The following is a 25,549-nucleotide window of genomic DNA, read 5'->3' as shown; positions in this document are numbered from 1 at the left end:
GGGAAGATCAGCCGAGCCGCAGCGTGGTGCCGGTCGCCGAGAGCGCCGCGCCGATCGGGAAGAAGTACGTCACGGACGTGTTGCCGCCGGACAGGATGCCCTGCGCCGAGTTGCCGGCGATGAAGCCGCCGCCCGAGTCACCCGCGGCCGAGCGGACGTTGGTCGCGGTCATGCCGTTGACCGTGCCCTCGGCGTAGCGGACGCTCTGGTTCTTGGCGCCGATCGTGCCGCAGGTCCAGCCGGTGGTCGAGCCGGCCTTGCAGACCGAGGTGCCGGTCGCCGCGTTGGACGAGCCGCGCACCGCGGTGCCGTTGTTCATCTGGCCGACCGGGGTCCAGCTGCTGTTCGTCCGGACCGAGGCGTAGTCGCTGCCCGGGAACCGGTAGGTGCCCCACGAGCCGAGCGCGGCGCCGTTGGACCCGGTCAGGGAGCCGCCGCCGGTGAGCGCGGCGCAGTGCCCGGCGGTGAGGAAGCCGGTGGTCGTCGAGAACCCGACCGAGCAGCGCGACGAGCCGCCGATGTAGTAGGCGTCACCACCGCGGATGTTGGCGTACAGCGAAGGCTTCGCCGTCGTCTGGAGGATCGTGATCGACGACTTGTCCACACCGGACTTCGCGATGAACGCGTCGGCCGCGCTGGCGTGGCCCTGCAGCACGGTCATCGTGACGCGGTTGGTGGCCGAGTCCACGCCCCAGCCGGTGATCGAGGCGGGCGCCGAGGCGTCGGCCGCGTTCAGGGTGTCCACAGTGGAGTCGAGCTGGCGCGCGCTGAACTTCACGAGTTCGGCTTCCGCGCCCGCTTCGCGGATCTTGCCCAGCAGGGCGGCGTTCGTCGTCTCGACGTGTGCCTTGCCCGTCGTGGCGTTGTAGGTGACGCCGCCGAGCGCGTCGCCGAGGGTCGCGGAAACGGCCGCGGAGACCTGGTTCGCGACGTCCTCGCTCTTCAGCCGGGCCACCGCCTGGTCGTGGGTCAGGCCGAGGTCGCGCTGCATCGCCGGCACGATGTCGGGGTTCAGCAGGTCCTGGCCGGACGCGGGAACGGCGATCGCGGCGAGCGCGCCCGTCGTCAGCACGGCAACGGCAGCGGCACCGAAGAATCTGGCGATCTTCATGCTTCTCCCTAGAGGTGGTTACGCGTGGCTCCCCACCGGCCACGCAGAGGAACTCCCCCGGCAGAGCGTCCCCGTTATGGGCGTTACGGTGCAATCCGGGCACCCGGCGAATGGGTATACGCATTCACCTCGGGTGTATCCCCTGCTCCAAGCGGCCCCAAGCGCCGGTTGTCACCCGGTCGGACAGGTCCGTAAGTAGGGTTTCCGACTACTACTTTCCGTAGCGGCCGAGATTCACTGAACGTGTTAAGCGCTGCTGGAAGGCGTGCGACGCCGACGTTTCGCTCGCGCGGCGACCCGGGACCGGCGATTCCACCGGCAACCCGGTGACAACCGGTAGCCGGACGTGCGTGCGCGGTGTCGGCCACCTATTCGGTGAAAGGTTTACGGACGGTTGAGCGCTGCTTAGGCTCCCGCGCACAGCCCCCGGTGTGCGTCGAGGAGGTCACATGTGGCTGACCGCGCCCCGCCCCACCTCCGTCTCCGTCCGGTCCGGACCGGCTCGCCTGACCGGCCGCGACGCCGAGCTCGACGCCGTCGCCGGCGTGCTCCGGCAGCGCCCGGCCGCCGTGGTGATCGAGGGTGAGCCCGGCATGGGCCGCACCCGGCTGCTCGCCGAGATCGCGCGGCGCCCCGAGTTCGACGGCGGCCGCGTGCTCGGCGGTACCTGCCAGCCGCTGCGGGAACCCTTTCCCTACGGCCCGATCCTGGACGCGCTGCGGTCCGCGGGCGACGCGCCGCTCGGCCCGCTCAGCCCGGTCGCCGGCGTGCTGCGGCCGCTGCTGCCCGAGCTCGCGGAAGCGCTTCCCCCACGGCCCGAGCCGCTGGCCGACCCGGTCGCCGAACGCCACCGCGTGTTCCGCGCGGTGCGGGAGCTGCTGACCGCGTGCGGGCCCGCGCTCGTGCTGATCGACGACCTGCAGTGGGCCGACGAGGACACCCTCGACCTCCTGCGGTTCCTCGCCGGGTCGATGCCGCCCGAGCTGGCCGTGGTCGTCACCCACCGGACCGCCCCCGACGCGCGCCCCGGCCCGCCCTTCCGCACCGGGCCCGACGTGCACACGGCGCGCGTCGCGCTGGGCGCGCTCGACGTCGCCGCGGTGCGCGAGCTGGCCGTCGAACTCCTCGAACTGCCGCGCGTCACGGCCGATTTCGCCGCGAAGCTGCACGAGTGCACGGCCGGGATCCCGTTCGTCGTCGAAGAAACCCTGCGCGCCCTGCGGGACGCCGCCGAACGGCTTCCCGTCGGCGAAGTCCTCTCCGACCGCCTGCTGGAGAACCTCGAAGTGCCGGTGCTGCTGCGGGAAGCCGTCACCGAACGGCTTTCCGGGCTGCCGGGGCCGGCGGTGCAGCTGGCCGGCGCCGCCGCGGTGCTCGGGGTCGGCGCCGAGGCGGGGGTGCTCGGCGAACTGGCCGGCCTGTCCGACGACGACCTGCGCACGGCGTTGCTCGCCACGCTGTCCGCCGGGGTGCTCGGCGAGGCCGGCGACAGCAAGTACGCCTTCCGGCATCCCTTGGCGCGCAAGGCGGTCTACGACACGGTGACCGGACCGGAACGCGCGCTGCTGCACGCGCAGGCGATCCGGGTGCTCGCCGCGCAGCCGTCACCCCCGCTCACGCTGCTCGCCCGGCACTCCCGCGCGGCGGGGCGCGTCGACCAGTGGCGCCACTACGCCGAAGCGGCGGCCGACGAAGCGATCGCCCGCGGTGAGACGTCCCGCGCGATCGACCTCCTGCAGTCGGTGCTGGCCGAACCCGGCCCAGCGCAGTCCGACGCCGGGCGCGTGGCGGGCAAGCTGAGCCAGGTCGCGTTGCGCGGCTTCCGCCCGGACGTCATCGGCACGCTGGAGCACGTACTCGAAGAGGTGACGCTGCCGCCGTCGGTGCGCGGCTCGATCCGGCTGAGCCTCGGCATGCTGCTGGTCCGGACCATCGGGCAGCTCGGCCGCGGCCGGCTGGAGGTCGAGCGCGCAGTCGGCGAACTCGTCGACCGGCCCGACCTCGCCGCGCGCGGGATCACCCTGCTCGCTCAGCCGATCGACGGGCTGACCCCGGTGTCGTGGCACGAGCTCTGGCGCGCCCGCGCGGGTGAGGTGTACGACCGGCTCGAGGACCCCGAGCTGCGGCTGGCCCTGACCGCCGACCGGATCGCGGCCGCCTCGCACGTCGGCGACGGCTCGGCGTGGACGGAGTTCGAGGCGATGTCGGACACCGTCGGCACGGTCGCCGAGCGCGTCCAGCTGGCCCGGCTGTGGTGCAACCTCGCCGACGGGCAGGCGTGGGCCGGCTACCTCGATCGGGCGCAGCGGCTGGTGACCGAAGGCGTCCGGCGCGCGACCGACGCGGGCGCGCTGTACGCGATCGGCCTGATCCAGGGCACCCGCGTCCGGCTGGACTGGGTGCGCGGGCAGTGGGCCGGGCTCGCCGAAACGGCCGAGCAGCTGCGTGACAGCTATCCGGAGCTGGGCCCGATCGTCATGGAGTCGTCGCTGGTGCTCGGCGGGCTCGCCGCCGTCCGCGGGGAGTTCGCGGCCGCGCAACGGCACCTGACCGCGGCGGGCGTGCACGCGCCGGACCAGGGCCCGATCCCGGTGGTGCTGTCGGCCGCCGGCGTGCTGATCAGCGTCCGCCTGGCGACCGACGACGTCGACGGCGCCTGCGCGGTGGCCGACACGGCGGTGGCCGCGGCCGGGCGCAAGGGCGTCTGGATCTGGGCGGCCGCGCTGGTCCCGGCGGCGGCGCAGGCGTACGCGCGGGCCGGGCGCTGGCCGGAGGCGGACAGCGTGGTGGAAGCGTTTGCGCGGGGCATCGAAGGTCGTGACGCGCCGGTGGCGACGGCCGCGCTGGTGGCCGGCCGGGCCGTGCTGCTCGAAGCCCGCGGCAAGCACCTGGCCGCGGCCGCACTGTTCGACGAGGCCGCGGCGGGTTACGGGGCGTTGCCGATGCCGTACCCGGCGACGGCCACGCGGGAGCGGGCCGCGATGTGCCGCCTCGCCGCCGGCAACCGCGACGCCGTCGACGAGCTGACCGCGGCGGCCGAGGCGTACGAGCAGCTCGGCGCCACCCGCGACGCCGGACGCTGCCGCCACCAGCTGCGTGAGCACGGCGCGTGGGCGCCGTCCCAGCGCGGGCGGCGGGGTTACGGCAGCGAGCTGTCCCCGCGCGAGCGCGAGGTGGCGCGGATGCTCGCCGAGGGCCGGACGAACCGCGAGATCGCGGACGGGCTGTTCCTGTCACCGCGCACGGTCGAACAGCACGTCGCGAAGGTGCTGCGGAAGCTCGGGGCCCGGTCCCGCACGGACGTCGCCCGCAAGATGCCGGGCGAGACGGCGACCGCACCTGCGGGGTGATCGCCGCGGACGTACCGTGACCCGGTGACTGAAGAGGCACTTCCCGCGTGGCGCCGCCGGACCTCGGGTGAGACCCGCTGGCCCGCGATGGGCGTCGTCGTCGCCACGCTCGCCCTGCAGCTGGCCCTGCCCGGCGAGGTCGCGGTGCGGCCGTGGTGGCTGCTGCCGTCGCTGTCCGCGCTGCTCGTGGGCGCGTTGCTGCTGGTCAACCCCGGCAAGATGGACCACTTCAGCGCGGTCGAGCGGGTGATCTCGCTGCTGGTGGTGGCCGCAGTGACGTTGCTCAACGCCGGTTCGGCCGGCCAGCTGGTCTACGGGATCGCGACCGGCACGCTCACCGCGGCGGCGGGCGCGGTGCTGATCAGCGGCGGCATCGTCTACTGGACGAACGTGGTGGCCTTTTCCCTGTGGTACTGGGAGTTCGACCGCGGCGGCCCCGGTCGCCGCGCGCTGGGCCACCACGTCTTCCCGGACCTGCAGTTCCCGCAGATGGCCGACCCGGACCTCGCCGACCAGGACTGGGAACCGTCCTATTTGGACTACCTGTACTTCTCGTTCACGAACGCGGCGGCGTTCAGCCCCACCGACGTCCTGCCGCTGCGGATCTGGGCGAAGATGACGATGATGCTGCAGGCCGCGATCTCGTTGGTGCTGGCGCTGATGGTGGTCGCCTGGGCGATCAACAACCTGAAGTAGCCGTCCACTTTTTGACCGTTGACCCTCACCCGTCCGTGGGCAAGTCTGGACTCGGACCGGCAGAGGAGAGCATGACCGACACCGACGGCGACGTGGCCAACCACCTCGAAGGCGATCCGGAGACCGCCGTGCAGATCGGCGGCGTGCAGGGCGACGTCTACGTCAACTCGCACGTGTACAAGAACGAGCCGCCTTCGCCGCTGCCCCCGCCGGGCCGGTTGCACGTGCTGGCGGTGGACGACGAGCCCCACGGGCTGGAGGAGATCGTCTACCTGCTTCGCGCCAACCCCCACGTCATGAAGGTGGACGGCGTTTCCGACGGGATCACGGCGAGCCAGTACATCCACTACGTCCTGCGGCGGAAAGAACCGCTGGACGCCGTGTTCATGGACATCGAGATGCCTGGGCTGAGCGGTCTCGACCTCGCGCGGCTGGTCGCCCGGTTCGCCGTTCCGCCCGGTCTGGTGTTCGTCACCGCCTGGGACGAGCACGCGGTCGAAGCCTTCGAACTCGACGCCGTCGACTACCTGCTCAAGCCGGTGCACCCCGACCGGCTGGCCGACGCCGTGCGCAAGCTGCTCGTCCGCGCCGCGCCGCACGACCGGGGTGCGTCGCCCGCCGATCCGGTGATCTCCGTGGAGCGCGCCGGGGTGAGCGGGTTCGTCCGGCTTTCCGAGGTTCACCTGGTCGAACTGGACGGCCGCCGGGCCCGCCTGCACACCTCGGCGGGCAAGTTCACCGCGCGGGTGCCGGCGCCGGTCGTGGCGGCCGACTGGGACGCGGCCGGGTTCGTCCGGATCGACGAGTGCCACCTCGTGGCCCGCCGGTACGTCGAGGACACCACCAGGTCGTGAGTGTTCAGCCGGGGTCGGGGCGGACCTGCTGAACACTCACGACGGGTCAGTGGCGGGTGATGCTGAAGCTCTGGCCGTCCGAGCCGATGGCGCCCGGGGTCCAGGTGCCGGTGCCGCGGTCGTCGGCGCTCAGGGCGGACGGGCTGGTCGAGGCCAGGTTCGTCCCGTTGAACTTGACGCCGGTGAACTTGATGCCGCCGGAGATCGTCGGGTAGGAGTCGGTCGGGGACTCGATGATCGCCTCCGCCGACGAGTGCTTCGAGGTCAGGGTCTTGGTGGTGGTCTTCGTCCAGCCCTTGGTGGAGTCGGTGAGGTCCAGCTTGTACGTGTTGGTCGCGGTCCGCGTCACGGTCGCGGTGATCTTGTCGCCCGCGCCGACCGACACGTTGTAGTACACCGGCGCGGCCGGGTACATCTCGTACCAGGCCGAATACACCGGACGGCCGCTGGAGCAGTCCGTCTCGACGCCGGTCTGCTCCACAGTGGACGATCCGTCGCCGTCGATGCCGACCCACGGGGCGAACAGGTCGTTGCTGGAGCGGCACGTCACGGTCGGTTCGGTCCAGCTCGCCGTGGCGGTGGTGAAGCTGCCGAAGCTGACGTAACCACCCCAGTTGCCCCCGGCGAACTGATGGCCGTGGAAGTGCGAGCCGTACTCGACGGCCGCGTGGGCCGGGCCGGCCATCGCCAGGCCGGCGGCCGCGGCGGCGGCCACCGTGAGCACGCGGACAGCACGCGAGGAAACGAATCTGGTCATGACGGAGACTCCGTTCACAGGGTGGGGACCCGGGAAGAACCGTGTGACCAGTGTTGAATCCGCGACAACCGGAAGGTAGCTACTTTCGAAGGGTCTTCACATTCCGGGAACGAATCACGATATTTGCCGGATTTACTCCGGAATGGACGAAAAGACCCGTGAAGGCCTCCGCGGGGGAAGAGGCCTTCACGGGTCCTATGGAGCTCACCAACCGCCCGGTCGGGTGAGCGGGGTTACTGGGCGGCCTGCGCGCGTGCCGTGTCCACGAACTTCGTGGTGTACGTCTTCGACAGGTCGATCTTGTCCTTCTTCGGCTTGACGTTGCTGGACGAGTCACCCAGCACCTTCAGGACGTTCTGCGCGCCCGCCTCGTCCATCCGGCCGTCCTTGGTGAACATCGGCAGGCTGTCCTTGAGCGACTTCACGTACAGCGCCTTGTCCCCACCGGCGAACGACGGCGGCATGATCGCCGCGACGTCCTCCGGGGTGTGCTTCGCGAGCCAATTCAAGGACGCGACGTACGCGTTCGCGAGTTTCTGCACGATGTCCGGATAACGCTCGACGATGGTGCAGCTCATGTACAACGAGCTCGCCGGGTACAAACCGCCCAAAGCGGCTTTTGTTCCCTCGACCGTGCGCATGTCGTAAAGCACCTTCGCCTGGCCGGTGTTCGTCAGCTGGGCGATGGTCGGGTCGGTCGTCATCCCGGCGTCGATCGTGCCCTGGTTCAGCGCAGTGATGAACGTCTGCCCGGCGCCCGCCTTGTACGGCGTGTAGTCCTTCGAGCTGACGCCGCCGCGCTGCGCGAGCGCCTTGGTCAGGAAGTCCGTCGACGAGCCGAGCGACGTCACGCCGAGCGTGCGGCCCTTGAAGTCCTTGCCGGACTTGACCTCCCCGGCCTTGGCCGTGGCGACCATCTCCGCCTCGCCCGGCACGTTGGCGAACTGCACCACGCTCTGGATGCACTGCTCCTTGGCCTGCAGGTCGATCGTGTGGTCGTAGAACCCGACCACCCCCTGCACCTCACCGGCCAGCAGCGACGTCTCCGCGTTGGCCCCGGACGGCTGGTCGAACAGTTCGACGTCGACGCCCTGCTTCTGGTACTCGCCGAGCTGCTGCGCGAGCTGCGCCGGCAGGTAGATCACCTTGGACAGGCCGCCGACCATGATCTTGACGTGCGGGCGGCCGCCGTCCCCGAAGTCGATCGAGCGCGAGTCGCGGCAGGCGGTCACCCCGCCCGCGGTGACGGCCAGCGCGGCCGCGACCGCGAATGTCCTTTTGAGACGCATGTCAGATCCCCTGCGCCTGGGAGCTGACGTTCGGCCGCCAGCGCAGCAGGCGGCGTTCGAGCGTGCCGATGCCCCATTCGGCCAGCAGCGCGACGACGGTGATGATCAGCATCCCGGCGTACACCCCGGCGGTGTCGAACGTGCCCTGCGCGTTGCTGATCAGGAAGCCCATGCCGGCCTTGGCGCCGGTGTACTCGCCGACCACCGCGCCGATCAGCGCGAAGCCGAACGCGACGTGCAGCGAGGAGAGGATCCACGACGTCGCGCTGGGCAGCACGATCGACTTCAGCACCTGGCCGCGCGTCGCGCCCAGGATGCGGGCGTTGTCGATCAGGTTGCGGTCCACCTCGCGAGCACCGGTGAAGGCGTTGAAGAACACCGCGAAGAACACGAGCACGACGACGGTCGCGACCTTCGACGACAGCCCGAGCCCGAACCAGATCACGAACAGCGCGGCGAGCACGATGCGCGGCAGGGCGTTGGCGGCCTTGATGAACGGCGCGAGCACCTGCGCGAAGTACTCGCTGCGGCCCAGGATGACCCCGAGGACGACGCCGGCGATCGCGCCGATGACGAAGCCCAGCACGGCTTCCTCGACGGTGGTGAAGATGTTGTACCAGATCGAACCGAAGTCGGTCCCGCTGCTGAACCACTCGACCAGCCGCTGCCAGATGTTCGACGGCTTCGAGTAGAAGAACGGGTCGATCCAGTACGTCGCGGTCAGCTCCCAGCTGCCCAGCCAGACGACGACGATCGCCAGGCGCAGCAGCCAGATGTTGCGCTTGCGGCGCGAGGAGGCCTGCTTGGCGCGGGCCATGATGTCCTGCTCGGTCTCCAGGACCGGCAACGGGTTCGTGTTCACCGCCGGGGTGTCAAGCGACATTGCTCGCTCCCTTCTCGCGGGCCTTGTCGACCTCGCTGCGCAGCGATTCCCAGATGTCGGCGTACAGCTTGCGGAACTCCTCGGTGAGCCGCAGCTCCTCGACCTTCCGCGGCCGCTCCAGGGGAATCTCGAAGACGTCCTTCACGGTGGCCGGCGACGACGTCAGCACGACGACCTTGTCCGCCAGCGCGATCGCCTCGTCCAGGTCGTGCGTCACGAAGATCACCGCGGCCCCCGAACCCGACCACAGCCGCAGCAGCTCGTCCTGCATGAGCGCGCGGGTCTGCACGTCCAGCGCCGAGAACGGCTCGTCCATCAGCATGATCTTCGGCTTGGTGACGAGCGTCTGGGCCAGCGCGACGCGCTTGCGCATACCGCCGGAGAGCTGGTGGGGGTAGTACTTCTCGAACCCGGCGAGCCCGACGCGGGCGATCCAGTCGACGGCCTGCGCGCGGGCTTCGGCCTTCGGCACCCCGCGGAAGCGCGGCCCCGACGCGACGTTGTCCAGCACCGACCGCCACGGCATCACGGCGTCGGTCTGGAACATGTAGCCGACACCGTCCGGAATGGACTTCACGTCGGCGCCGTTCACCTGCACCCGCCCCGCGGACGGCGGCTGGAGCCCGGAGACCAGCGAGAGCGTCGTCGACTTGCCGCAGCCCGTGGGGCCGACGACGGCGACGAACTCGCCGGGCTGGACGGTCATGGTCAGGTCGCGGACGGCCGTGTGCACGGAACCGGACCCGCTCGGGAACCGTTTGGTGGCTCCGGTGAGTTCGATCAGTGGGGGAACCATGGGGAGGTGACTCCTTCGTCACGTGGTGGGGATCACGCTGGAAGGCACGTTAAGTACGTGTGGCGGCCAGGTGAAGCTTGTCGACGTTCTGCGTCGCCGCTGCGCGTTCTGCATGTTTTGCTCATTTAGCGCATGCCCGTGAGCTGGGGGTATGTTCCCAGCCATGCCAAAGTGGGCGCTCTTCCCGCGGATGCGGTTCAGCAGGCAGGTGCTGCTGCTGCAGATCGGCGTGGTCGCCCTGGTCGTGGGGATCGGGGTGGCCCTGGTCAGCGTGCTCCTGTCCCGCACCCTCACCGACCAGTACGGCCGCCGCGCGCTGGCCATCGCGAAGTCCGTGGCCGCCGACCCGGTCGTGGTCGCGAACGCGGCCGCGAAGGCCCCCGGCGGCCCGCTCGAAGACCGCGTCCTGGCGGTCACGAAGGCCAACGACGCGCTGTTCGTCGTGATCACCGACGACAAGGGCATCCGGCTCGCCCACCCGACGACGAGCCTGATCGGCCAGCGGGTGAGCACCTCCCCGGAACTGGCGCTGGCCGGGCAGGACGAGGTCAGCGCGGTGCAGAGCGGCACGCTCGGGCTCTCGGTGCGCAGCAAGACGCCCATCTGGCAGGGCACGCGGGTGGTCGGCGAGGTGAGCGTCGGCTTCGAGGTCGGCGACCCGACCGGCGACTTCAACCGGCTCCTGGTGATCACGCTGATCTTCGCGGGCGGTGCGCTGCTGCTCGGCGCGGGCGCGTCCGCGCTGCTCAACCGGCGGCTGCGGCGCGTCACGCACGGCCTCGAGCCGCACGAACTCACCGAGCTGCTCTACGAACGCGAAGCCGTGCTGCACGGGATCGGTGAGGGCGTGCTGGCCGTCGACGAGGCCAACCGCGTCTCGGTGCGCAACGGCGAGGCCGAACGCCTGCTCGGCACCGAGCTCCCGATCGGCGCGGCGATGGCCGAGCTCGAGCTTTCGCCGCGCGTGCACAAGGCCGTCGCCGAAGGGCGGCCGGTGGACAACCTGCTGGCCGTGGCCGGCAACCGCGTCCTGGTGATCAACTCGCGCGCGGTGCGCCTGGACGACCGGCCGATCGGCACCGTGCTGACCTTCCGCGACCGCACCGACCTCGACACGCTCACCCGCGAGCTGGACGGCATCCGCTCCCTGTCCGACGGCCTGCGCGCGCAACGCCACGAGTTCGCGAACCGGCTGCACACGCTCTACGGGCTGCTGCAGCTCGGCCACCACACCGAGGCCGTCGAATACCTGCAGACGCTCACGGACTCGCCGTCGGCGCACCCCAGCGAGCTGGGCGACGCCGTCGCCGACCCGTACCTGCAGGCGCTCCTGGTCGCGAAAACCGAGCAGGCGCAGGAAAAGGGCCTCACGCTCAAGCTGGCCGACGACACCTGGGTGCCGCGGACGGTGACCGACCCGATCGCCGCCAACACCGTGATCGGCAACCTCGTCGACAACGCCCTGCACGCCGCGCGGATGGGCCCGCGACGCCCGGCGACCGTCGAGATCGGCCTGCTCACCGACGGCACCACGCTGCACGTGTCCGTTGTGGACAGTGGGCCCGGTGTCCCGGCCGATTTGCGCCGGACGTTGTTCGACGAAGGCGTCTCGACGAAGATCGCGCCCGGGCACGGACTCGGGCTCGCCTTGGCCCGCCAGGCCGCGCGGGCGCGCGGCGGCGACGTCTGGCTGGCCGACGCCGGCGAAGGCGAGACGGGCGCGCTGTTCGTCGCCAAACTGCCCGGAATGCTGACGGAGGACGGATGATCCGCACGCTCATCGTGGACGACGACTTCCGGGTCGCCGGGGTGCACGCCGGGTTCGTCGAGGAGGTCGACGGCTTCGCGGTGGTCGGCACCGCGCACACCGCGGCCGAGGCGCGGGCCCGGGTGCGCGAGCTGACCCCCGACCTGGTGCTGCTCGACGTCTACCTGCCCGACGAGTCCGGCCTCGCCGTGCTGCCGGAGCTGCAGACCGACACCATCGTGCTGTCCGCGGCGACCGACAGCGCGTCGGTGGCCGCGGCGATCCGGGCCGGCGCGCTGAACTACCTGATCAAGCCGTTCACCACGCGGCAGCTGGCCGAGCGGCTGACGTCGTACGCGCGGTTCCGCGGCCTGCTCGCCGACGGGCGCGCCTTCGCCCAGGACGACGTCGACCGCGCGTACCGGGTGCTGCACGACCAGGACCGGACGTCCGCGCCGAAGGGCCAGTCGACGGCGACGTCACGGCTGGTCTCGGAGCAGCTGCGGCGCGCGGGGCGCCCGCTGTCGGCGGCGGAGGTCGCCGGGGAGCTGGGCATGGCGCGCGCGACGGCGCAGCGGTACCTGACGGCGCTGGCCGAGTCGGGCACGGTCCAGATGCGGCTGCGCTACGGCGCCACGGGCCGCCCGGAGCACGAATACCGCTGGTCCGGCGCCTGACTCAGTGCCCGGAGCCGTACTGGTACTGCTGCATCATGCTTTCCGCCGCGTTCACCCACTGCTGAACCGGGTTGGTGGTCGACGGCGGGGTCGTCGACGGCGGGAGGTCGACGCGCGGCACGTCCGTTTCCGCGGGCGCCTTCTTCGCCTGGCCCTTCGCCTGCACCTGAACGCGTTTCGGCGCTTCCTGCTTCGCCGGCACCGGCACGTAGACGGTGGTCGGCGGCGGCGTGACGGCCGGGGCCTGGGGCTGCGGCTGTGGTTGCGGCGCCGGGGCGGCCGCGACGGCGGGCCGCGGGTCGACCTGCGCGACGTCGTCCGGCGGCGCCTGCGTGAACAAGCTCCCGCCCAGCAGGCCACCGGCGACCCAGCCGGCCGCGACGAGCAGCACCGCGGCGCCGCTGCCGAGCCAGGTGCGGGCGCGGCGGCGGATCACCACGGACTTCGGGCGCAGGTCCTGGTCGCACACCGGCGGCCGGGTGTAGATCGGGTCGGCGAGCTCGGGCAGGTCGTCGTCCGTGCGGCGCCGCTTGGGCAGGCTGGCCGCGATGATGCCGGTGCGGTCCAGCAGCTCGACCGCTGCGGGTTCGCTGGACGAACGGGTCGCACTGCGCTGTGCGGTGCGCGGCATCGGGACCTCCGGTAAGGGGCTCGCGGACCCCACGCATTCTGGACCATTTCAGACGGCCTTGTCAGAAACGCAACTCTTTTGAGTGACGCGTTGACGATCTTCGCAGGCCGCGAAGAGTGATCCAGAGTGGCCCAGGTCTCCTTCCCGGACCAGAGCGTTCGCCCGGAAGCAGCAAACGGAGAAAAGAGTTTCAGCTTTTCCGCTGTTTCAGGCCCAGCCGCGCGAGGACGGCGACCGGCCGCTGGTAGGCGGAGCCGAGGATGCGCGGGATGGCGTCGATCACGTAGGCGTCCGGTCCGATGAGGACCCGCGCGGACCTGCGCTCGATTCCGCGCAGGATCGTCAGTGCGGCCTTTTCCGGCGTGGTCTGCGCGATCCGCTCGAAGCCCGCCGCGGCCTGCTCCTGATCGCCGTCGCCGCCTCGCGAGTTGCGCACGATGTTGGTTTTGATCCCACCGGGGTGCACGCAGCTGACACCCACCGGGTGGCGCGCGATCAGCATTTCCTCGCGCAGCGCTTCGGTGAATCCGCGGACCGCGAACTTCGCCGCGTTGTACGCGCTCTGCGTCGGGACGCCGACGAAGCCGAACACGCTGGAAATGTTCACGACGTGCCCGTCGCCGGAGGCGATCAGGTGCGGCAGGAACGCCTTCGTGCCATTCACGACACCGCCGAGGTTCACGCCCATCAGCCAGTCGAAATCCTCGAAGGTCATCTCTTCGACGGTGGCGCCGAGCGCGACACCGGCGTTGTTCACGATGACGTTGGCCCCGCCGAAGTCGCTCACGACCTCTTCGGCGTGCGCGAGCACGGCGGCCCGGTCGGCGACGTCGAGCGTGTAGGCCTGGGCGTTCTCGCCGGCCAGCTTCGCCGTCTCCTCCGCGTCCGCGGTGTTGACGTCGGAGAGCGCGACCCGCGCACCCCGGCGGGCGAACTCCAGTGCCAGCGCCCGGCCGATCCCCGACCCCGCCCCGGTGACCACCGCGACCTTGTCCGCGAACTGCTTCATCGGCCCTCCCGCCCGTTGGGTGTTACTCCCGAGTTACGGATATTAGCGGCTGTGAGCTTGCTGTGGGTGTGCTGATTGTGTCGGAGCGACGCCCTATGGTGATCTGGACGAGCTCGGGGGCGACAGGGATTTGGAGGCGATGCGCGTGCGGCGGCCCGCCGTCCTGCTCTCCCTCGCCGCCGTCCTGCTGCTCGGCGCGGCCTTCGTCGTGGTCGTGGTGGCCCGGCAGCCCCAGTCCGCGGGCGCGACCACCCCTTCGCTCGACGCGACCCCGGCGTCCACCGTCGACCTGCCCGCGGTGTCCAGCCCCGCGGTCGGCGCGCTGTTCGTCGACGGCGCGCACTACTGCACGGCGAGCGTCGTCCACAGCCAGCAGGGCGACGTGCTGCTGACCGCGGCCCACTGCATCCACGACGGCGAGGGCGGCGACTACCTCACCGGCGTCACCTTCGCGCCCGCCTACCACGACGGTGTCGCGCCGTTCGGCTTCTGGACGGTGTCCGACGAGCTCGTCGCCGCCGGCTGGATCGACTCGTCGGACCCGGACCTCGACGTCGGTTTCGCCACCGCGCACCAAGCGGGGGCTGCGAAGACGCTGGAGAGCCTGGTCGGCGCGAACACCCTGGCCACCGGCAGCGCGTTCGAGCAGGCGATCACGCTGACCGGCTACCCGGACGACTCCGAGACCCCCGCCGTCTGCCAGAACACGACCAGCCGGCAGGACACCTACCAGCTCAAGGTGGACTGCGCGGGCTTCCCGACCGGCACCAGCGGCGGCCCGTGGGTGGTCGGCCAGGACCCGCGCACCCGGCTCGGCACGGTCGTCGGCGTCATCGGCGGCTTCGAGTACGGCGGCGACGATCCCGACACGTCGTACTCGAGCTACTTCGACACGGACGTCCAAGCGCTCTACCGGCAGACGGCCGCCCGCGCCTGACCCGGCATGATGCGGGTATGAGCGACCCCGTCGACGTACCCATCAGCGGCGAGCCGATCCGGCTCGGCCAGTTCCTCAAGCTCGCCGGCCTCGCCGAAGGCGGCTCCCACGCCAAGGACCTGATCGACGCCGAGGAGGTCACGGTCAACGGCGAGGTGGAGACCCGCCGCGGCCGCCAGCTGACCAACGGCGACGTCGTGGCCGTCGGCCCCGACCGCGGCAAGGTCGTCCTGGTCCACTAGTCCGGGTCCCATCCGCCGGGGCCCCGGCTCAGCCGACGTTCGTGAGCGGCGGTAGTCCGATCGACGCGGCTAGGGCGTCCAGCTCGCGGCGCACCGGGCCGGCCAGCGGGACGCCCAGCGCCCGGCACTGCTCGAGGTGCTGGGCCTCGCGCCAGCCGGGGTAGCGGATCGGGGCGCCGCCCTCCCAGCCGAGCATGCTGCCGAACAGCGCGCTCGCCGCGCGGTAGAAGCCGTCGGCGCTGCGCAGCGTCGTCGGTGCGATGGCCATCACCAGCAGGCCGGTGTCGTGCTCGTGGTCGGCGACGCCGGAGAGCACCCCGGCGAGGACCTCGACCAGCAGCGTGAACCCGGCGGCCGCTTCCTGGCCGGGGTGGTCCATGTCGAAGACGAACTCCGGGTACGCGCCACCCGGCGCGGCCATGCCCAGCGGGTTCATCGGCTGGCCGGGTTCACCGCCGGCCGCCAGCACCAGCCCGATCATCGCGTGCGGCAGGGCCCGGGCGGCGTGGTGCCCGGCCCGGCCGAACGGCCCGACCCCGCGCAGCGAAATCATGCCGACGCCGAAGCGCCCGGCCCGCGTCACCGCGCGGTCCATCGCGTCGCCGACGGCCCAGAGGCCGGACGCGCGCCGGTAGTCGAGCAGCGCGGCGGCGCCGCGGTCGGCGATCATCAGCGGCTCGGCGTGCGGCACGACGTGGCCGTCCTTGAGCAACGGCAGGTGGGTCCGGGTCAGCTCGGCGACACCGGTCCCGGGGGAACCGGTCAGATCGCCGTGGCAGAGCGCTTCGGCGGCGATGCGGGCCCGCGCTTCCGGGAAACCGTGGGCGGCGAAGACGTGTGCCACGAGGGTGACCAGCTCGTCGGCCCGCACGCGCGGCCAGGCCTGTTCCGGGATCGGGGTTTCCGGCTTCTTGACGTGGACGCTTTCTTCGAGGATGCCGGGTTCGGGGCGGGCGGAACGGAAGGGACGCGGTCTGAGGGGCACTTCCCCGACCTTGCCCAAGCGCGGGCAGCAGCGTCAACGACGTCGGGGAGAGCCAACCCGACCGTGTGATCCGGACCTCCGAAGAGTCGTACCCTGGGCGGCATGTGCCGAAACATCACCACCCTCCGAGGGCTGCAGCCGTCCGCGACGGACGAGGAGATCGAGGCCGCGGCCCGGCAGTACGTCCGCAAGGTGACCGGGGTGCAGTCGCTGTCGGACGCCACGCGCGAACCGTTCGAAGCGGCCGTCGCGGAGATCACCGAGATCACCACGAGGCTGCTGCAGCAGCTGCCCGAACGCCGTCAGCCGCCGGCGACCGTGCCGCCGCTGCGCCGTCCCGAGGTGCGGGCGCGGATCGCCGCGAAGCAGCTGCGCCAGCCCTGATTCCGCAGAATTGTCGGTGGGTCCCGTTAGGGTTCCCGGCATGAGCGGACAGGCTTTGGTGCTGGGTGGCGGCGGGGTCGCCGGGATCGCGTGGACGACCGGGCTGCTGACCGGCCTGGCCGATCGCGGGCAGGACCTGACCGGCGCGGATCTGATCGTCGGCACGTCGGCGGGCGCGACGGTCGCCGCGCAGGTCACCAGCGGCGTCGCGCTGGCGGACCTCTTCGCGCACCAGGCCGACCCGGCGCGGCAGACCCCGGAGATCCCGGCCGACATCGACATGGAGAAGTTCGTCGCGGACTTCGGCGCCGCGTTCGCGGACGCCGGTTCGCCTGCCGAGGTGCGGCAACGGGTCGGCGAGATGGCGCTCGCCGCCGAAACGGTGTCCGAAGCGGACCGCCGCGCGGTGATCGCCGCCCGGCTGCCGTCCCACGACTGGCCCGCCCAGCGCATCGTCCTGGTGGCGGTCGACGCGGAAACGGGCGAGCCGAAGCTGTTCGACCGCGCTTCGGGCGTCGACCTGGTCGACGCGGTGGCCGCGAGCTGCGCGGTCCCGGGCATCTGGCCCCCGACCACGATCGACGGCCGCCGCTACGTCGACGGCGGCATCCGCTCCGGCGAGAACGCGGACTACGCGGCGGGCGCCACCCGCGTCACGGTGGTCGCGCCGATGGGCCTGGAATCGCCGTTGCCGGGGGAGAAAACCCTGCTCTCCGTGCTGGAGGACCTGCGAGCGGCGGGCGCGGAGATCGCGGTGATCGGCCCGGACGAAGCCTCGGTGGCGGCCATCGGCCAGAACCCGCTGGACCCGTCGACCCGCACCCCGGCCGCGGAGGCAGGCCGCGCCCAAGGCACGGCTTTGACGCTCACCTGGTCTTAGGCCGCGGGCGACGGCCCAAGAACCACAGCACGGCGACGAGTCCGGTCGCGGGTACGCCAGGACCCACGCACCCGGCAGTCACCATGCGCCCGCGGTGTCGGCCGAGACCGGACCTCGATGCGACTGCCGAGCATGTAGCCGGGGACGACCTACTTGTGGTTGCAGCGGTTGTACTCCGAGTCGCCCCGCACCTGCCGCAACCCGGCTCGTCGACGAGCGCGACGACAAGTCACCAGGTCGGCGGTCGCGCGCCGATCACCACGGAGCCGGCCCGGTCCCTGACCGTGCTCACGCCGGCCGCGAACGCCACCAGGGAAGCCATCGCGACCATCAGGGCGGTGAGAGCCAGGCTCGGGTTGCCGCGAAACGCCGTCGGCTACCCTCGTCGGCAGAGGTAGCGTGTCCGAGCGGCCGAAGGAACATGTCTTGAAAACATGCGAGGGGGCAACCTCTCCGTGGGTTCGAATCCCACCGCTACCGCCAGCCGGCTGACGCGCGAAGCGTCAGCTCTCCACCTCGGTCAGGTGGTCCAGCACCCGGCCGAAGGCCGAAGCGATCGTCGCCTGCTCTTCGGGGCTCAGCAGGTCGATCAGGTGCTCGCGCACCCCTTCCACGTGGGTCGGCGCCGCCGACTGCAGCAGGGCCACGCCGTCCTTCGTCAGCTCCGTGATGACGCCGCGCTTGTCCTCCGGGTCGCGGACCCGCCGGACCACGCCGGCGTCCTCGAGCCGGCCGACCTGGTGGGACAGCCGGCTCTTCGTGGATCCCATGAGCACGGCCAGCTCCGACATCCGCATCCGCTGCTCCGGCTGGAGCTCCAGGCAGACGAGCACCTCGTAGTCGGTCAGCGAGACGTCGTGCCGGTCGGCCAGCTCGCGGTGCAGCCGCTGCCGCAGCTTCAGGGTCGCGACGATGTAGGAGCGCCACGCCGCCATCTCGGCATCGTCCAACCACTGCACAGGCCGCTCCTCGGTCATAAGGCAGCGTAGAACGTTGATCAAGGGACCGCGCGGTCCGAGTCCGAGTTGTCTGCCGGTAAAAATGCCGTTGCAACATCGCCCGAAGGTGGGGTTACGAAAAGGTTGAGACTCGGCGGAAAAAGGCGCATTCTGCTTGTCGGTGGATGGTCGGCCAGGGTATAGGCGCGACGACGGCGACGTGCCGGCCCGGCTCCCCGCCAGAGAGGTCAGGTGGTTGCGTGACGGGTGATTTTCGCGGTTGACCGCCAGCTGCGTACCCGCGACCGGAACGGACACCTACCGGGTCGGTCGTGACCGAGGCCCGAACCGGCCTCACTGCGAACAGCACCGCGCGGGCTTCCATGCGTTCACGCATTCGGCGTCGATCGGGCCTGTGTCAGGCCGCGGTCTCAGCAGCCGTGGCGACAGCGCCTGAACGCCGGTCCGTACGCGGCCAGCCGCTCTACTAGAAGACAACCTCGGTACAAGTCCTGGGCGTGGCCACAGTTCGATGGCCGCGCCCAGGACCGTGTCCGGCTACGATCTGCCGCGTGAGATTCGACGACGATGCGGGCCTGGACGCTTCCGAAGTCCAGGACATGCGCGGCAGCGGTGGTGGTGGCGGCGGGATCGGCGGCCGCGTGGCGCTCGGTGGTGGTGGGCTCGGCGTGGTCGGGCTGATCATCTACTTCGTGATCTCGCAGCTCGGCGGGATCAGCCCGGGGGCGGTGAACCTGGGCAGCGGCGGCGGGCTCGGCAGCGTCGGCTCCGGGCAGCAGGTCGACAACTCCCAGCTCGCGAGCACCTGCAAGACCGGCGCGGACGCGAACAAGAACCACGACTGCGCCATCGTCGCGATCGTCAACTCCGTCCAGGACTACTGGTCACAGCAGTTCGCGCGCTCCGGCTCGACCTACCGGAAGGCGCCGACGAACTTCTTCAACGGCGGCGTCCGCACCGGGTGCGGCAGCGCCACCTCGGACACCGGGCCGTTCTACTGCCCGGCCGACTCCGAGGTCTACATCGACCTGAGCTTCTTCAACGAGCTGAAGACCCGCTTCGGCGCGCAGGGCGGCCAGTTCACCGAGGCGTACGTCCTCGCGCACGAGTACGGCCACCACGTGCAGAACCTGCTCGGCACGTCCAAGAAGGGCACCGGCACCGGCCCGACGTCGGGCTCGGTCCGGCTCGAGCTGCAGGCCGACTGCTACGCGGGCGTCTGGGGCAACCACGCGACGACCACGCCGACCGACACCGGCAAGCCGCTGATCGTCGACATCACGCAGGACGACATCGCGTCCGCGCTGGACACGGCGTCCCGGATCGGCGACGACTACATCCAGACCAAGCTCGGCGGCGGCCAGGTGGACAGCTCGCAGTTCACCCACGGCACGTCCGCGCAGCGCAAGAAGTGGTTCACCACCGGCTTCCAGACCGGTGACCCGGCCCGCTGCGACACCTTCGGCACCAACAACCTGGGCTAACACACGACGAAGGGGCCGTCCCGAACCCGGGACGGCCCCTTCTGTGTGTCACTACGCAGTCAGCGCGTGCGGGTCACCGGCGACAGCGTGCGCGGAGAAGTTCCGCTGCCCGCTGCGTTCGGCGGCCTTCTGCTTGACCGTCTTCGCCTTGCCCGGCTTGACGCCGTTGATCGTCTCGGTGCTCGTCGCGTAGACACCGAGGGCCCAGGCGACGCCGTCCGCGTTGCGGTCCAGCGCGACCCGGTCGATGTTGCCCAGGTTGTCGCAGGCCTGGTGGTAACACGGGTCGAACGCGATGTTCGCCGTGCCGCCCCACTTCGCCGCCTGCGCCGGGGTCTTCAGGACCTCGGCGCCGGTGTCCAGGCCGCCGGCCGGGATGCCGACGGCGATGAACTCGCCGTAGTCCGAGCGGCCGGTGAAGTCGGTGCCCTCGAGGGACACGCCCCGCGCGGCCTGCAGGTAGTCGACGAAGGTCTTCTCGATCTGCGCCGAGCCGTACGGGCCGGGGCCCGCGCCGACGCCGTCGGAGTTGTCACCGTCATAGGCGAAGTACCCGGCGTTCGGCGAGCCGATCATGTCGAAGTTCAGGTACAGCGCGATGTCGAGCTGCTGCTCGAAGCTCAGCGAGTCGACGTAGTAGGTCGAGCCGATCAGGCCGAACTCCTCCGCGCTCCAGAACCCGAAGCGGACGGCGTTGTTGACCTTCGGGCTGCTCCCCAGCTGCAACGCCGTCTCGAGCAGGGTCGCCGAGCCGGTGCCGTTGTCGTTGATGCCGGGGCCGGCCGGGACGCTGTCGAGGTGCGACCCGAGCATCACGACGTTGTCCTTGCGCCCGGACTTGGTCTCGGCGATGACGTTGTAGCTGGTCCGCGCCTCCTGGAAGGCCCGAAGCTCCAGCGTCACGGACTGGCCGCCCAGCGTCGCCAGCTGCGCGCCCGCGGCCGCGGTCACGCCGCCGGTCGGGATCTTCGCGGCGGCCGGGTCGCCGAGCGTCCCGTTGAGGTCGCCGTCGGTGTTGTTGTAGACGATGGCGCCGATCGCGCCCGCCGCAGCGGCCGTTGCCTGCTTCTGGGCGAACGGGCAGCCGCCGCGCTTGATCAGCGCGATCTTGCCGGCGACGTCGGCGGTGTAGTCGGTGGCCTCGCAGCCGCTGGTGTCGTCGACCGCGACGACCGACAGCGGCGCGGTGATGCCGCCGACCGGGGTCGACGGCGTGTACTCCATCGCGATGACCGGCACGCCTCTGCCGCCGGCGGTGAGCTTCTCGGCCAGGGTCTCCGCGTAGGTGAACGGGAACTCCTGGCGGGTCACCTGGAAGCCGGCCGCCTCGAGCTTGGTGGCGATGTACTCCGCGGACTTCTTGTGGCCTTCGGTGCTGGCCGCCCGCGTACCGCCGTTGGTGTCGGCGATGCGCTGCAGCGCGATCAGGTGCCGGTTGACCCCGTTGATGTCGACCTTCTTGACGAGCTGTTTCGCCAGCGCCGGGCCGTCGGGGGCGGTGTTGGCCGCCGCGGCCGGGGTCAAGCCGAGCACGAGCGTCGCGCAGGCGGCCAGGGCCACCGGTGGGACGAGTCTTTTTCGGAAGAGTGACATGGTTGCTCACTTTTGTGCGATATGAGAGGTACGTCAATGCGTCATTCGGCGGGACTCTCACCCACCGGTATACGGTCGTTGCATGTACGCGATCACCATCCGTGAGCCAGGTGAGCCGGACGTTCTCGAATGGGCGGAGGTCGCGGATCCGCGGCCCGGCGCCGGCGAGGTCCTCCTGGACGTCGCGGCGAGCGCCGTGAACCGGGCCGACCTGCTCCAGCGGCAGGGGCACTATCCCCCGCCGCCCGGCGCCAGCGAAACGATCGGCCTCGAGTGCTCCGGCACGATCGCCGAACTCGGTGAGGGAGTCGAGGGCTGGAACGTCGGCGACGAGGTCTGCGCGCTGCTCGCCGGCGGCGGCTACGCGGAGAAGGCCGTCGTCCCGGCCGGGCAGCTGCTGCCGGTGCCGGGCGAGGTCGACCTGATCACCGCGGCCGGGCTGCCCGAGGTCGCCTGCACGGTGTGGGCGAACGTCGTGATGCACGCGAAGCTCACCGAGGGCGAGGTGCTGCTGGTCCACGGCGGCGCCGGCGGCATCGGCACGCACGCGATCCAGGTGGGCAAGGCGCTCGGTGCGACCGTCGCGGTCACCGCCGGCTCGGCGGAGCGGCTCGAACGGTGCCGCCAGCTCGGCGCCGACATCACGATCAACTACAAGGAAGAGGACTTCGTCGAGGTGCTCCGCAAGGAGACCGGCGGCGCGGACGTCGTCCTCGACAACATGGGCGCGTCCTACCTGGGCCGCAACGTCGACGTCCTCAAGTCCGACGGGCGGCTCGTGATCATCGGCATGCAGGGCGGGGTGAAGGGCGAGCTGAACGTCGGCGCGCTGCTCGGCAAGCGGGCCGACGTGTTCGCGGCGGGCCTGCGCTTCCGGCCGCTGGACCAGAAGGCGGCGATCGTCGCCGACGTCCGGGAACGCCTGTGGCCGCTGGTTTCCGACGGCGCCGTCAAGCCGATCATCGGCCAGGTCGTCCCGATGGCCGAAGCGGCGTCCGCGCACCGGGCGCTGGAAGAGGGCAGTGTGTTCGGCAAGATCCTGCTGACCGCGAAGTCCTAGCGCAGCTCTTCGAGCACCCGCACGAGCTGGTTGATCTCGAAGACGTTGGAGTAGTGGGCGAGCCCGATCCGCACGGCGCCGCCCACTTCTCCGACGCCGAGTGACGCGAAGACGCCGGCCGCACCGTCGTCGGCGAAGGCGCACAGCCCTTGCGAGGCCAGGTATTCGGCGACTTCGGGCGATTTCTTGCCGGCGACGGCGAAGGCGAGCGCGGGAATCCGGCGCATCGCGTTGCCGATGACCATGATGTGCCGCAGCGACAGCAGTTCCGTCGACAGCTGCGCGAGCAGCCCGGCGTGGTACGACTTCGCCGAGCCGAGCGAGGTGACGAGGCGTTCGCGCCGCGAACCGGCGGCCGCGTCGTCGAGGCCCGCGAGGTAGTCGATCGACGCGATCAGCCCGGCCAGCAGCGGGTAGGCGTGCGGACCCAGCTCGAGCCGGGCCGCGCCGCGCGCCGCCGGGTCGAGCGAGACGGACGAGATGCGTTCGATCAATTCGGGGTCGCGGAACACCAGCGCACCCACCGAAGGGCCGCCCCACGCCTGCGCGGACACGACCATGACGTCGGCGCCGAGGGCGTTGATGTCCAGCGGCAGGAACGGCGCGGCGTACGTGGCGTCGACGACGACCAGCGCGCCGACGCGCTTGGCGAACTCGATGATCGTCGGGACGTCCGGCCGGGTGCCGACGGACCCCGAGGCGAGCGTGACCGCGACGGCCTTCGTGCGCGCCGAGACGAGCTGCTCGTACTGCCACGCGGGCAGCTCGCACGTCTCGATGTCGATCTCACCCCAGCGCACGACCGCGCCGACGCGCTTCGCGGCGCGTTGCCACGGCGCGAGGTTGGCCTGTTCGTCGAGCCGGGAGACGACGACCTCGTCGCCGATCGTCCACCGCTCGGCGAGCGCGTCGCACAGCCGGCGCAGCATCACCGGCGCGCTGGGTCCGAGCACGACGGCGGCCGGGTCGGCACCGACCAGGTCGGCCACGGCCCTGCGGGCCGCGGTCACGATGCTTTCCGCGCGCTGTGAGGCCGGAAACGCTCCACCCGGCCCCGACACCGGGGCTCGCATCGCCGTCGAAACAGCCGAAGCGACCTGTTCCGGGACCAGCATTCCGGCGGCACCGTCGAAGTGGATCCAGCCGTCACCCAGCGCGGGAAAGAGCCCACGGATACGAGCGACGTCGAACGCCATGGGGACACCGTACGGACGTGCGGTTTCGCCGTGCGCCCGGGGTTGGGTGGAGAACCACCGGGAGAGCGGTTTGCGGCTACGCTCGGACACGGACACCCCGCGGGCGTCGCGGAGCGTGGTGATCACGGGCCAGGATGGAGCACATGACCGAGCCGAACTTCCGGGAATCGGGCACAGCGGGTGACGCCGGCCAAGAATCTTCACCCCACGTGGTGGTAGTCGGACCGGACGGCGAACCCCTCGAGGGCGCCGAGCACGCCGAGGCAGTCGGCGAGCTGATCGAAGAGCCGGCCAAGGTGATGCGGATCGGCACGATGATCAAGCAGCTCCTGGAGGAGGTCCGCGCGGCCCCGCTCGACGACGCGTCCCGGAACCGCGTGCGCGAGATCCACCAGACCTCGGTCAAGGAGCTGTCGAACTCGCTGGCGCCGGAGCTGCGGGACGAGCTGGACCGCCTGGTCCACCCCTTCACCGACGACTCGACGCCGTCGGATGCGGAGCTGCGGATCGCGCAGGCCCAGCTGGTGGGCTGGCTGGAGGGGTTGTTCAGCGGAATACAGACCGCCCTGTTCGCCCAGCAGATGGCGGCGCGGGTCCAGCTGGAGCAGATGCGCCGGGGCCTGCCGGCCGGGCCTTCGGCGGCCGCTGCGGGCATGCCGGGCCACGAAGGGCACGGACCGGGGATCTCCGGGACGGGTCAGTACCTCTGAGGTTGGTCCGCAGGGTTGTCCACAGGCTCGCGGTGATGTGGACAACTCCTGTGGACAACCGGCTTTTCGCGGGTTCGGTCCGGGGTGGCCGATAGACTGGACGTGGGGACGCCCCCCTGGGAGCGGTGGGGGATGTCTGGTCCCTCTCGAGCGGCCGGGAGCCTTCAGCGCAGGGAGCGGAAGAACGTCCGGATGTCGCCGATGAGCGCGTCCGGTTCCTCCAAGGCCGGGAAGTGGCCTCCTCGGGGGAACTCCGTCCAGTGGACGATCTTGTCCGTTCGCTCGGCCAGTGTCCGGATCGGCAGGCCGATGTCGTCCGGGAAGACCGCTACTCCCGTCGGGACCGTGTTCGGGGGTGGCGGGGCTCCCCAGCCTCCGGTCAGCGCCGCGTACAGGCGGGCTGACGAGTTGGCCGTGCCGGTGAACCAGTAGATCGAGACGTCCGCCAGGAGGTCGTCGCGGTCGATGAGGTCCTCGGTCGTGTTCGAGAACGACCGGAACTTCTCCGCGATCCACGCCAGCTGGCCCGCCGGTGAGTCGTGCAGGCCGTACGCCAGCGTTTGCGGCTTCGTCGACTGGATCATCGCGTAACCCGTGCCCTCGTACGAGAACTTGCGACCCTTCTCCAAGGATCGTTGCGCCGCAACCAGTTCCGCGCCACTCAACCCCTCGAAGTCGGCTTCGCTGCGGGCGACCGCCGAAGCCAGCATCGTCACGTGAATGCCCAGCACTCGCGCAGGGAACTGGACCGCCAGCTCACGCGAGATGATCGCGCCCCAGTCGCCGCCGTGGGCGCCGAAACGCTCGTAACCGAGGCTGGACATGAGGTCCGCGAAGGCCCGCGCGATCCGGTCCGGTCCCCAGTCCGGTGCCGGGGTCGGGCCGGAGAACCCGTAGCCGGGGATGGACGGGACCACGACGTGCAGCGCGTCCGCCGGGTCGCCGCCGTAGGCGCGGGGGTCCGTCAACGGCCCGATCACGTCGAGGAATTCGACGATCGAGCCCGGCCAGCCGTGCGTGAGCAGCACCGGCGTCGCGGCCGGTTCCGGGGATTCGACGTGCAGGAAGTGGATGTTCGTCCCGTCGATGGTCGTGGTGAACTGCGGGAAGGCGTTGAGCCGCGCCTCCTGCGCCCGCCAGTCGAAGCCGACGCGCCAGTACTCCGCCAGCTCACGCACGTAGTCCACCGGCGCGCCGAGCCGCCACCCGGCGCCGGCGGGCTGGTCGGGCCAGCGGGTGTTCGCGAGCCGCGTGCGGAGGTCGTCGAGATCGGCCTGCGGGACGTCGATGCGGAACGGGGTGATCGTCATGCCACGACC

24 protein-coding genes and 1 tRNA gene are annotated in these 25,549 nt (G+C 71.0%); 13 read left to right on the top strand and 12 right to left on the bottom strand.

Annotated elements, in window-relative coordinates; genetic code table 11:
* Positions 1-7: 7 nt before the first annotated feature.
* On the bottom strand, positions 8-1,111 hold the full coding sequence (locus VA596_RS19040) for a S1 family peptidase (RefSeq protein WP_323328981.1): 1,104 nt from the start codon (positions 1,109-1,111) through the stop codon (positions 8-10).
* A 449-nt stretch (positions 1,112-1,560) separates the two neighbouring features.
* On the opposite strand from VA596_RS19040, the gene VA596_RS19035 reads away from it, so the two are divergent.
* The 3 genes from VA596_RS19035 (at position 1,561) to VA596_RS19025 (ending at position 6,011) form a co-directional block, all read left to right on the top strand.
* Positions 1,561-4,461 carry an ATP-binding protein gene (locus VA596_RS19035; protein WP_323328979.1) on the top strand — a complete coding sequence of 967 codons (2,901 nt, stop codon included), beginning with the start codon at positions 1,561-1,563 and terminating at the stop codon, positions 4,459-4,461.
* A gap of 87 nt (positions 4,462-4,548) precedes the next feature.
* Complete coding sequence (locus VA596_RS19030) at positions 4,549-5,157, top strand: hypothetical protein (RefSeq protein ID WP_323329719.1); 609 nt, start codon at positions 4,549-4,551, stop codon at positions 5,155-5,157.
* A gap of 71 nt (positions 5,158-5,228) precedes the next feature.
* Entirely contained in the window at positions 5,229-6,011 is a 783-nt protein-coding gene (locus VA596_RS19025) for a LytR/AlgR family response regulator transcription factor (RefSeq protein ID WP_323328977.1), read from the top strand.
* Between the two features lie 46 nt (positions 6,012-6,057).
* On the opposite strand, the gene VA596_RS19020 is transcribed toward VA596_RS19025, so the two are convergent.
* From VA596_RS19020 to VA596_RS19005, 4 genes are all read right to left on the bottom strand, one after another.
* A complete protein-coding gene (locus VA596_RS19020; RefSeq protein WP_323328975.1) occupies positions 6,058-6,768 on the bottom strand; it encodes a G1 family glutamic endopeptidase in 711 nt (236 codons plus the stop codon).
* A gap of 233 nt (positions 6,769-7,001) precedes the next feature.
* The gene (locus tag VA596_RS19015) at positions 7,002-8,057 is read right to left on the bottom strand and encodes an ABC transporter substrate-binding protein (RefSeq protein WP_323328973.1); all 1,056 of its coding nucleotides are present in this window, start codon (positions 8,055-8,057) and stop codon (positions 7,002-7,004) included.
* Position 8,058: 1 nt separating this feature from the next.
* Positions 8,059-8,940, bottom strand: a complete 882-nt coding sequence (locus tag VA596_RS19010; RefSeq protein WP_323328970.1) for an ABC transporter permease — start codon at positions 8,938-8,940, stop codon at positions 8,059-8,061.
* Complete coding sequence (locus VA596_RS19005; protein WP_323328968.1) at positions 8,930-9,736, bottom strand: ABC transporter ATP-binding protein; 807 nt, start codon at positions 9,734-9,736, stop codon at positions 8,930-8,932. The genes VA596_RS19010 and VA596_RS19005 overlap by 11 nt, the downstream gene beginning before the upstream one ends.
* A 190-nt stretch (positions 9,737-9,926) precedes the next feature.
* On the opposite strand from VA596_RS19005, the gene VA596_RS19000 reads away from it, so the two are divergent.
* Together VA596_RS19000 and VA596_RS18995 are read left to right on the top strand one after the other, a co-directional pair.
* Positions 9,927-11,504 carry a sensor histidine kinase gene (locus tag VA596_RS19000; RefSeq protein ID WP_323329718.1) on the top strand — a complete coding sequence of 526 codons (1,578 nt, stop codon included), beginning with the start codon at positions 9,927-9,929 and terminating at the stop codon, positions 11,502-11,504.
* Entirely contained in the window at positions 11,501-12,160 is a 660-nt protein-coding gene (locus VA596_RS18995; RefSeq protein ID WP_323328966.1) for a response regulator, read from the top strand. Before VA596_RS19000 ends, VA596_RS18995 begins: the two co-directional genes overlap by 4 nt.
* 1 nt (position 12,161) lies before the next feature.
* On the opposite strand, the gene VA596_RS18990 is transcribed toward VA596_RS18995, so the two are convergent.
* Complete coding sequence (locus VA596_RS18990) at positions 12,162-12,791, bottom strand: hypothetical protein (RefSeq protein WP_323328965.1); 630 nt, start codon at positions 12,789-12,791, stop codon at positions 12,162-12,164.
* A gap of 190 nt (positions 12,792-12,981) precedes the next feature.
* Entirely contained in the window at positions 12,982-13,800 is an 819-nt protein-coding gene (locus VA596_RS18985; RefSeq protein ID WP_323328963.1) for an SDR family oxidoreductase, read from the bottom strand.
* A 139-nt stretch (positions 13,801-13,939) separates the two neighbouring features.
* Between VA596_RS18985 and VA596_RS18980 the strand changes: the two genes are divergently transcribed.
* Both VA596_RS18980 and VA596_RS18975 read left to right on the top strand, forming a co-directional pair.
* Positions 13,940-14,737 carry a trypsin-like serine peptidase gene (locus tag VA596_RS18980; RefSeq protein WP_323328961.1) on the top strand — a complete coding sequence of 266 codons (798 nt, stop codon included), beginning with the start codon at positions 13,940-13,942 and terminating at the stop codon, positions 14,735-14,737.
* Positions 14,738-14,754: 17 nt separating this feature from the next.
* On the top strand, positions 14,755-14,979 hold the full coding sequence (locus VA596_RS18975; RefSeq protein ID WP_323328959.1) for an RNA-binding S4 domain-containing protein: 225 nt from the start codon (positions 14,755-14,757) through the stop codon (positions 14,977-14,979).
* Between the two features lie 28 nt (positions 14,980-15,007).
* On the opposite strand, the gene VA596_RS18970 is transcribed toward VA596_RS18975, so the two are convergent.
* The gene (locus VA596_RS18970; protein ID WP_323328957.1) at positions 15,008-15,964 is read right to left on the bottom strand and encodes an Ldh family oxidoreductase; all 957 of its coding nucleotides are present in this window, start codon (positions 15,962-15,964) and stop codon (positions 15,008-15,010) included.
* 102 nt (positions 15,965-16,066) lie between these two features.
* Here VA596_RS18970 and VA596_RS18965 point away from each other — a divergent pair, with 102 nt between their 5' ends.
* From VA596_RS18965 to VA596_RS18955, 3 genes are all read left to right on the top strand, one after another.
* Positions 16,067-16,348: a DUF2277 domain-containing protein gene (locus VA596_RS18965; RefSeq protein WP_323328955.1), complete on the top strand. Its 282-nt coding sequence runs from the start codon at positions 16,067-16,069 to the stop codon at positions 16,346-16,348.
* Positions 16,349-16,388: 40 nt separating this feature from the next.
* Positions 16,389-17,228, top strand: a complete 840-nt coding sequence (locus VA596_RS18960; protein WP_323328953.1) for a patatin-like phospholipase family protein — start codon at positions 16,389-16,391, stop codon at positions 17,226-17,228.
* A 393-nt stretch (positions 17,229-17,621) separates the two neighbouring features.
* A tRNA-Ser gene (locus tag VA596_RS18955) sits at positions 17,622-17,711 on the top strand.
* Positions 17,712-17,731: 20 nt separating this feature from the next.
* Here VA596_RS18955 and VA596_RS18950 read toward each other — a convergent pair.
* On the bottom strand, positions 17,732-18,205 hold the full coding sequence (locus tag VA596_RS18950) for a MarR family winged helix-turn-helix transcriptional regulator (protein WP_323328950.1): 474 nt from the start codon (positions 18,203-18,205) through the stop codon (positions 17,732-17,734).
* A gap of 533 nt (positions 18,206-18,738) precedes the next feature.
* Between VA596_RS18950 and ypfJ the strand changes: the two genes are divergently transcribed.
* On the top strand, positions 18,739-19,671 hold the full coding sequence (ypfJ, locus tag VA596_RS18945; protein WP_323328948.1) for a KPN_02809 family neutral zinc metallopeptidase: 933 nt from the start codon (positions 18,739-18,741) through the stop codon (positions 19,669-19,671).
* A gap of 51 nt (positions 19,672-19,722) precedes the next feature.
* Here the strand turns inward: ypfJ and VA596_RS18940 are convergent, their stop codons facing one another.
* A complete protein-coding gene (locus VA596_RS18940; RefSeq protein WP_323328945.1) occupies positions 19,723-21,264 on the bottom strand; it encodes a M28 family metallopeptidase in 1,542 nt (513 codons plus the stop codon).
* An 82-nt stretch (positions 21,265-21,346) separates the two neighbouring features.
* Between VA596_RS18940 and VA596_RS18935 the strand changes: the two genes are divergently transcribed.
* The gene (locus tag VA596_RS18935; protein WP_323328943.1) at positions 21,347-22,324 is read left to right on the top strand and encodes an NAD(P)H-quinone oxidoreductase; all 978 of its coding nucleotides are present in this window, start codon (positions 21,347-21,349) and stop codon (positions 22,322-22,324) included.
* Here VA596_RS18935 and VA596_RS18930 read toward each other — a convergent pair.
* Positions 22,321-23,520: a cysteine desulfurase-like protein gene (locus VA596_RS18930; protein WP_323328940.1), complete on the bottom strand. Its 1,200-nt coding sequence runs from the start codon at positions 23,518-23,520 to the stop codon at positions 22,321-22,323. The two genes, VA596_RS18935 and VA596_RS18930, sit on opposite strands and share 4 nt — an antisense overlap.
* A gap of 134 nt (positions 23,521-23,654) precedes the next feature.
* Here VA596_RS18930 and VA596_RS18925 point away from each other — a divergent pair, with 134 nt between their 5' ends.
* The gene (locus VA596_RS18925) at positions 23,655-24,230 is read left to right on the top strand and encodes a bacterial proteasome activator family protein (protein WP_323328939.1); all 576 of its coding nucleotides are present in this window, start codon (positions 23,655-23,657) and stop codon (positions 24,228-24,230) included.
* Positions 24,231-24,394: 164 nt separating this feature from the next.
* Here VA596_RS18925 and VA596_RS18920 read toward each other — a convergent pair whose 3' ends face one another.
* Entirely contained in the window at positions 24,395-25,540 is a 1,146-nt protein-coding gene (locus VA596_RS18920; protein WP_323328937.1) for an epoxide hydrolase family protein, read from the bottom strand.
* Positions 25,541-25,549: the final 9 nt, after the last annotated feature.

Source organism: Amycolatopsis heterodermiae (assembly GCF_034929455.1).
GTDB lineage: Bacteria > Actinomycetota > Actinomycetes > Mycobacteriales > Pseudonocardiaceae > Amycolatopsis > Amycolatopsis heterodermiae.
The sequence above is the reverse complement of the archived record's forward strand: the minus strand, read 5'-3'. Positions and strand labels throughout refer to the sequence as shown.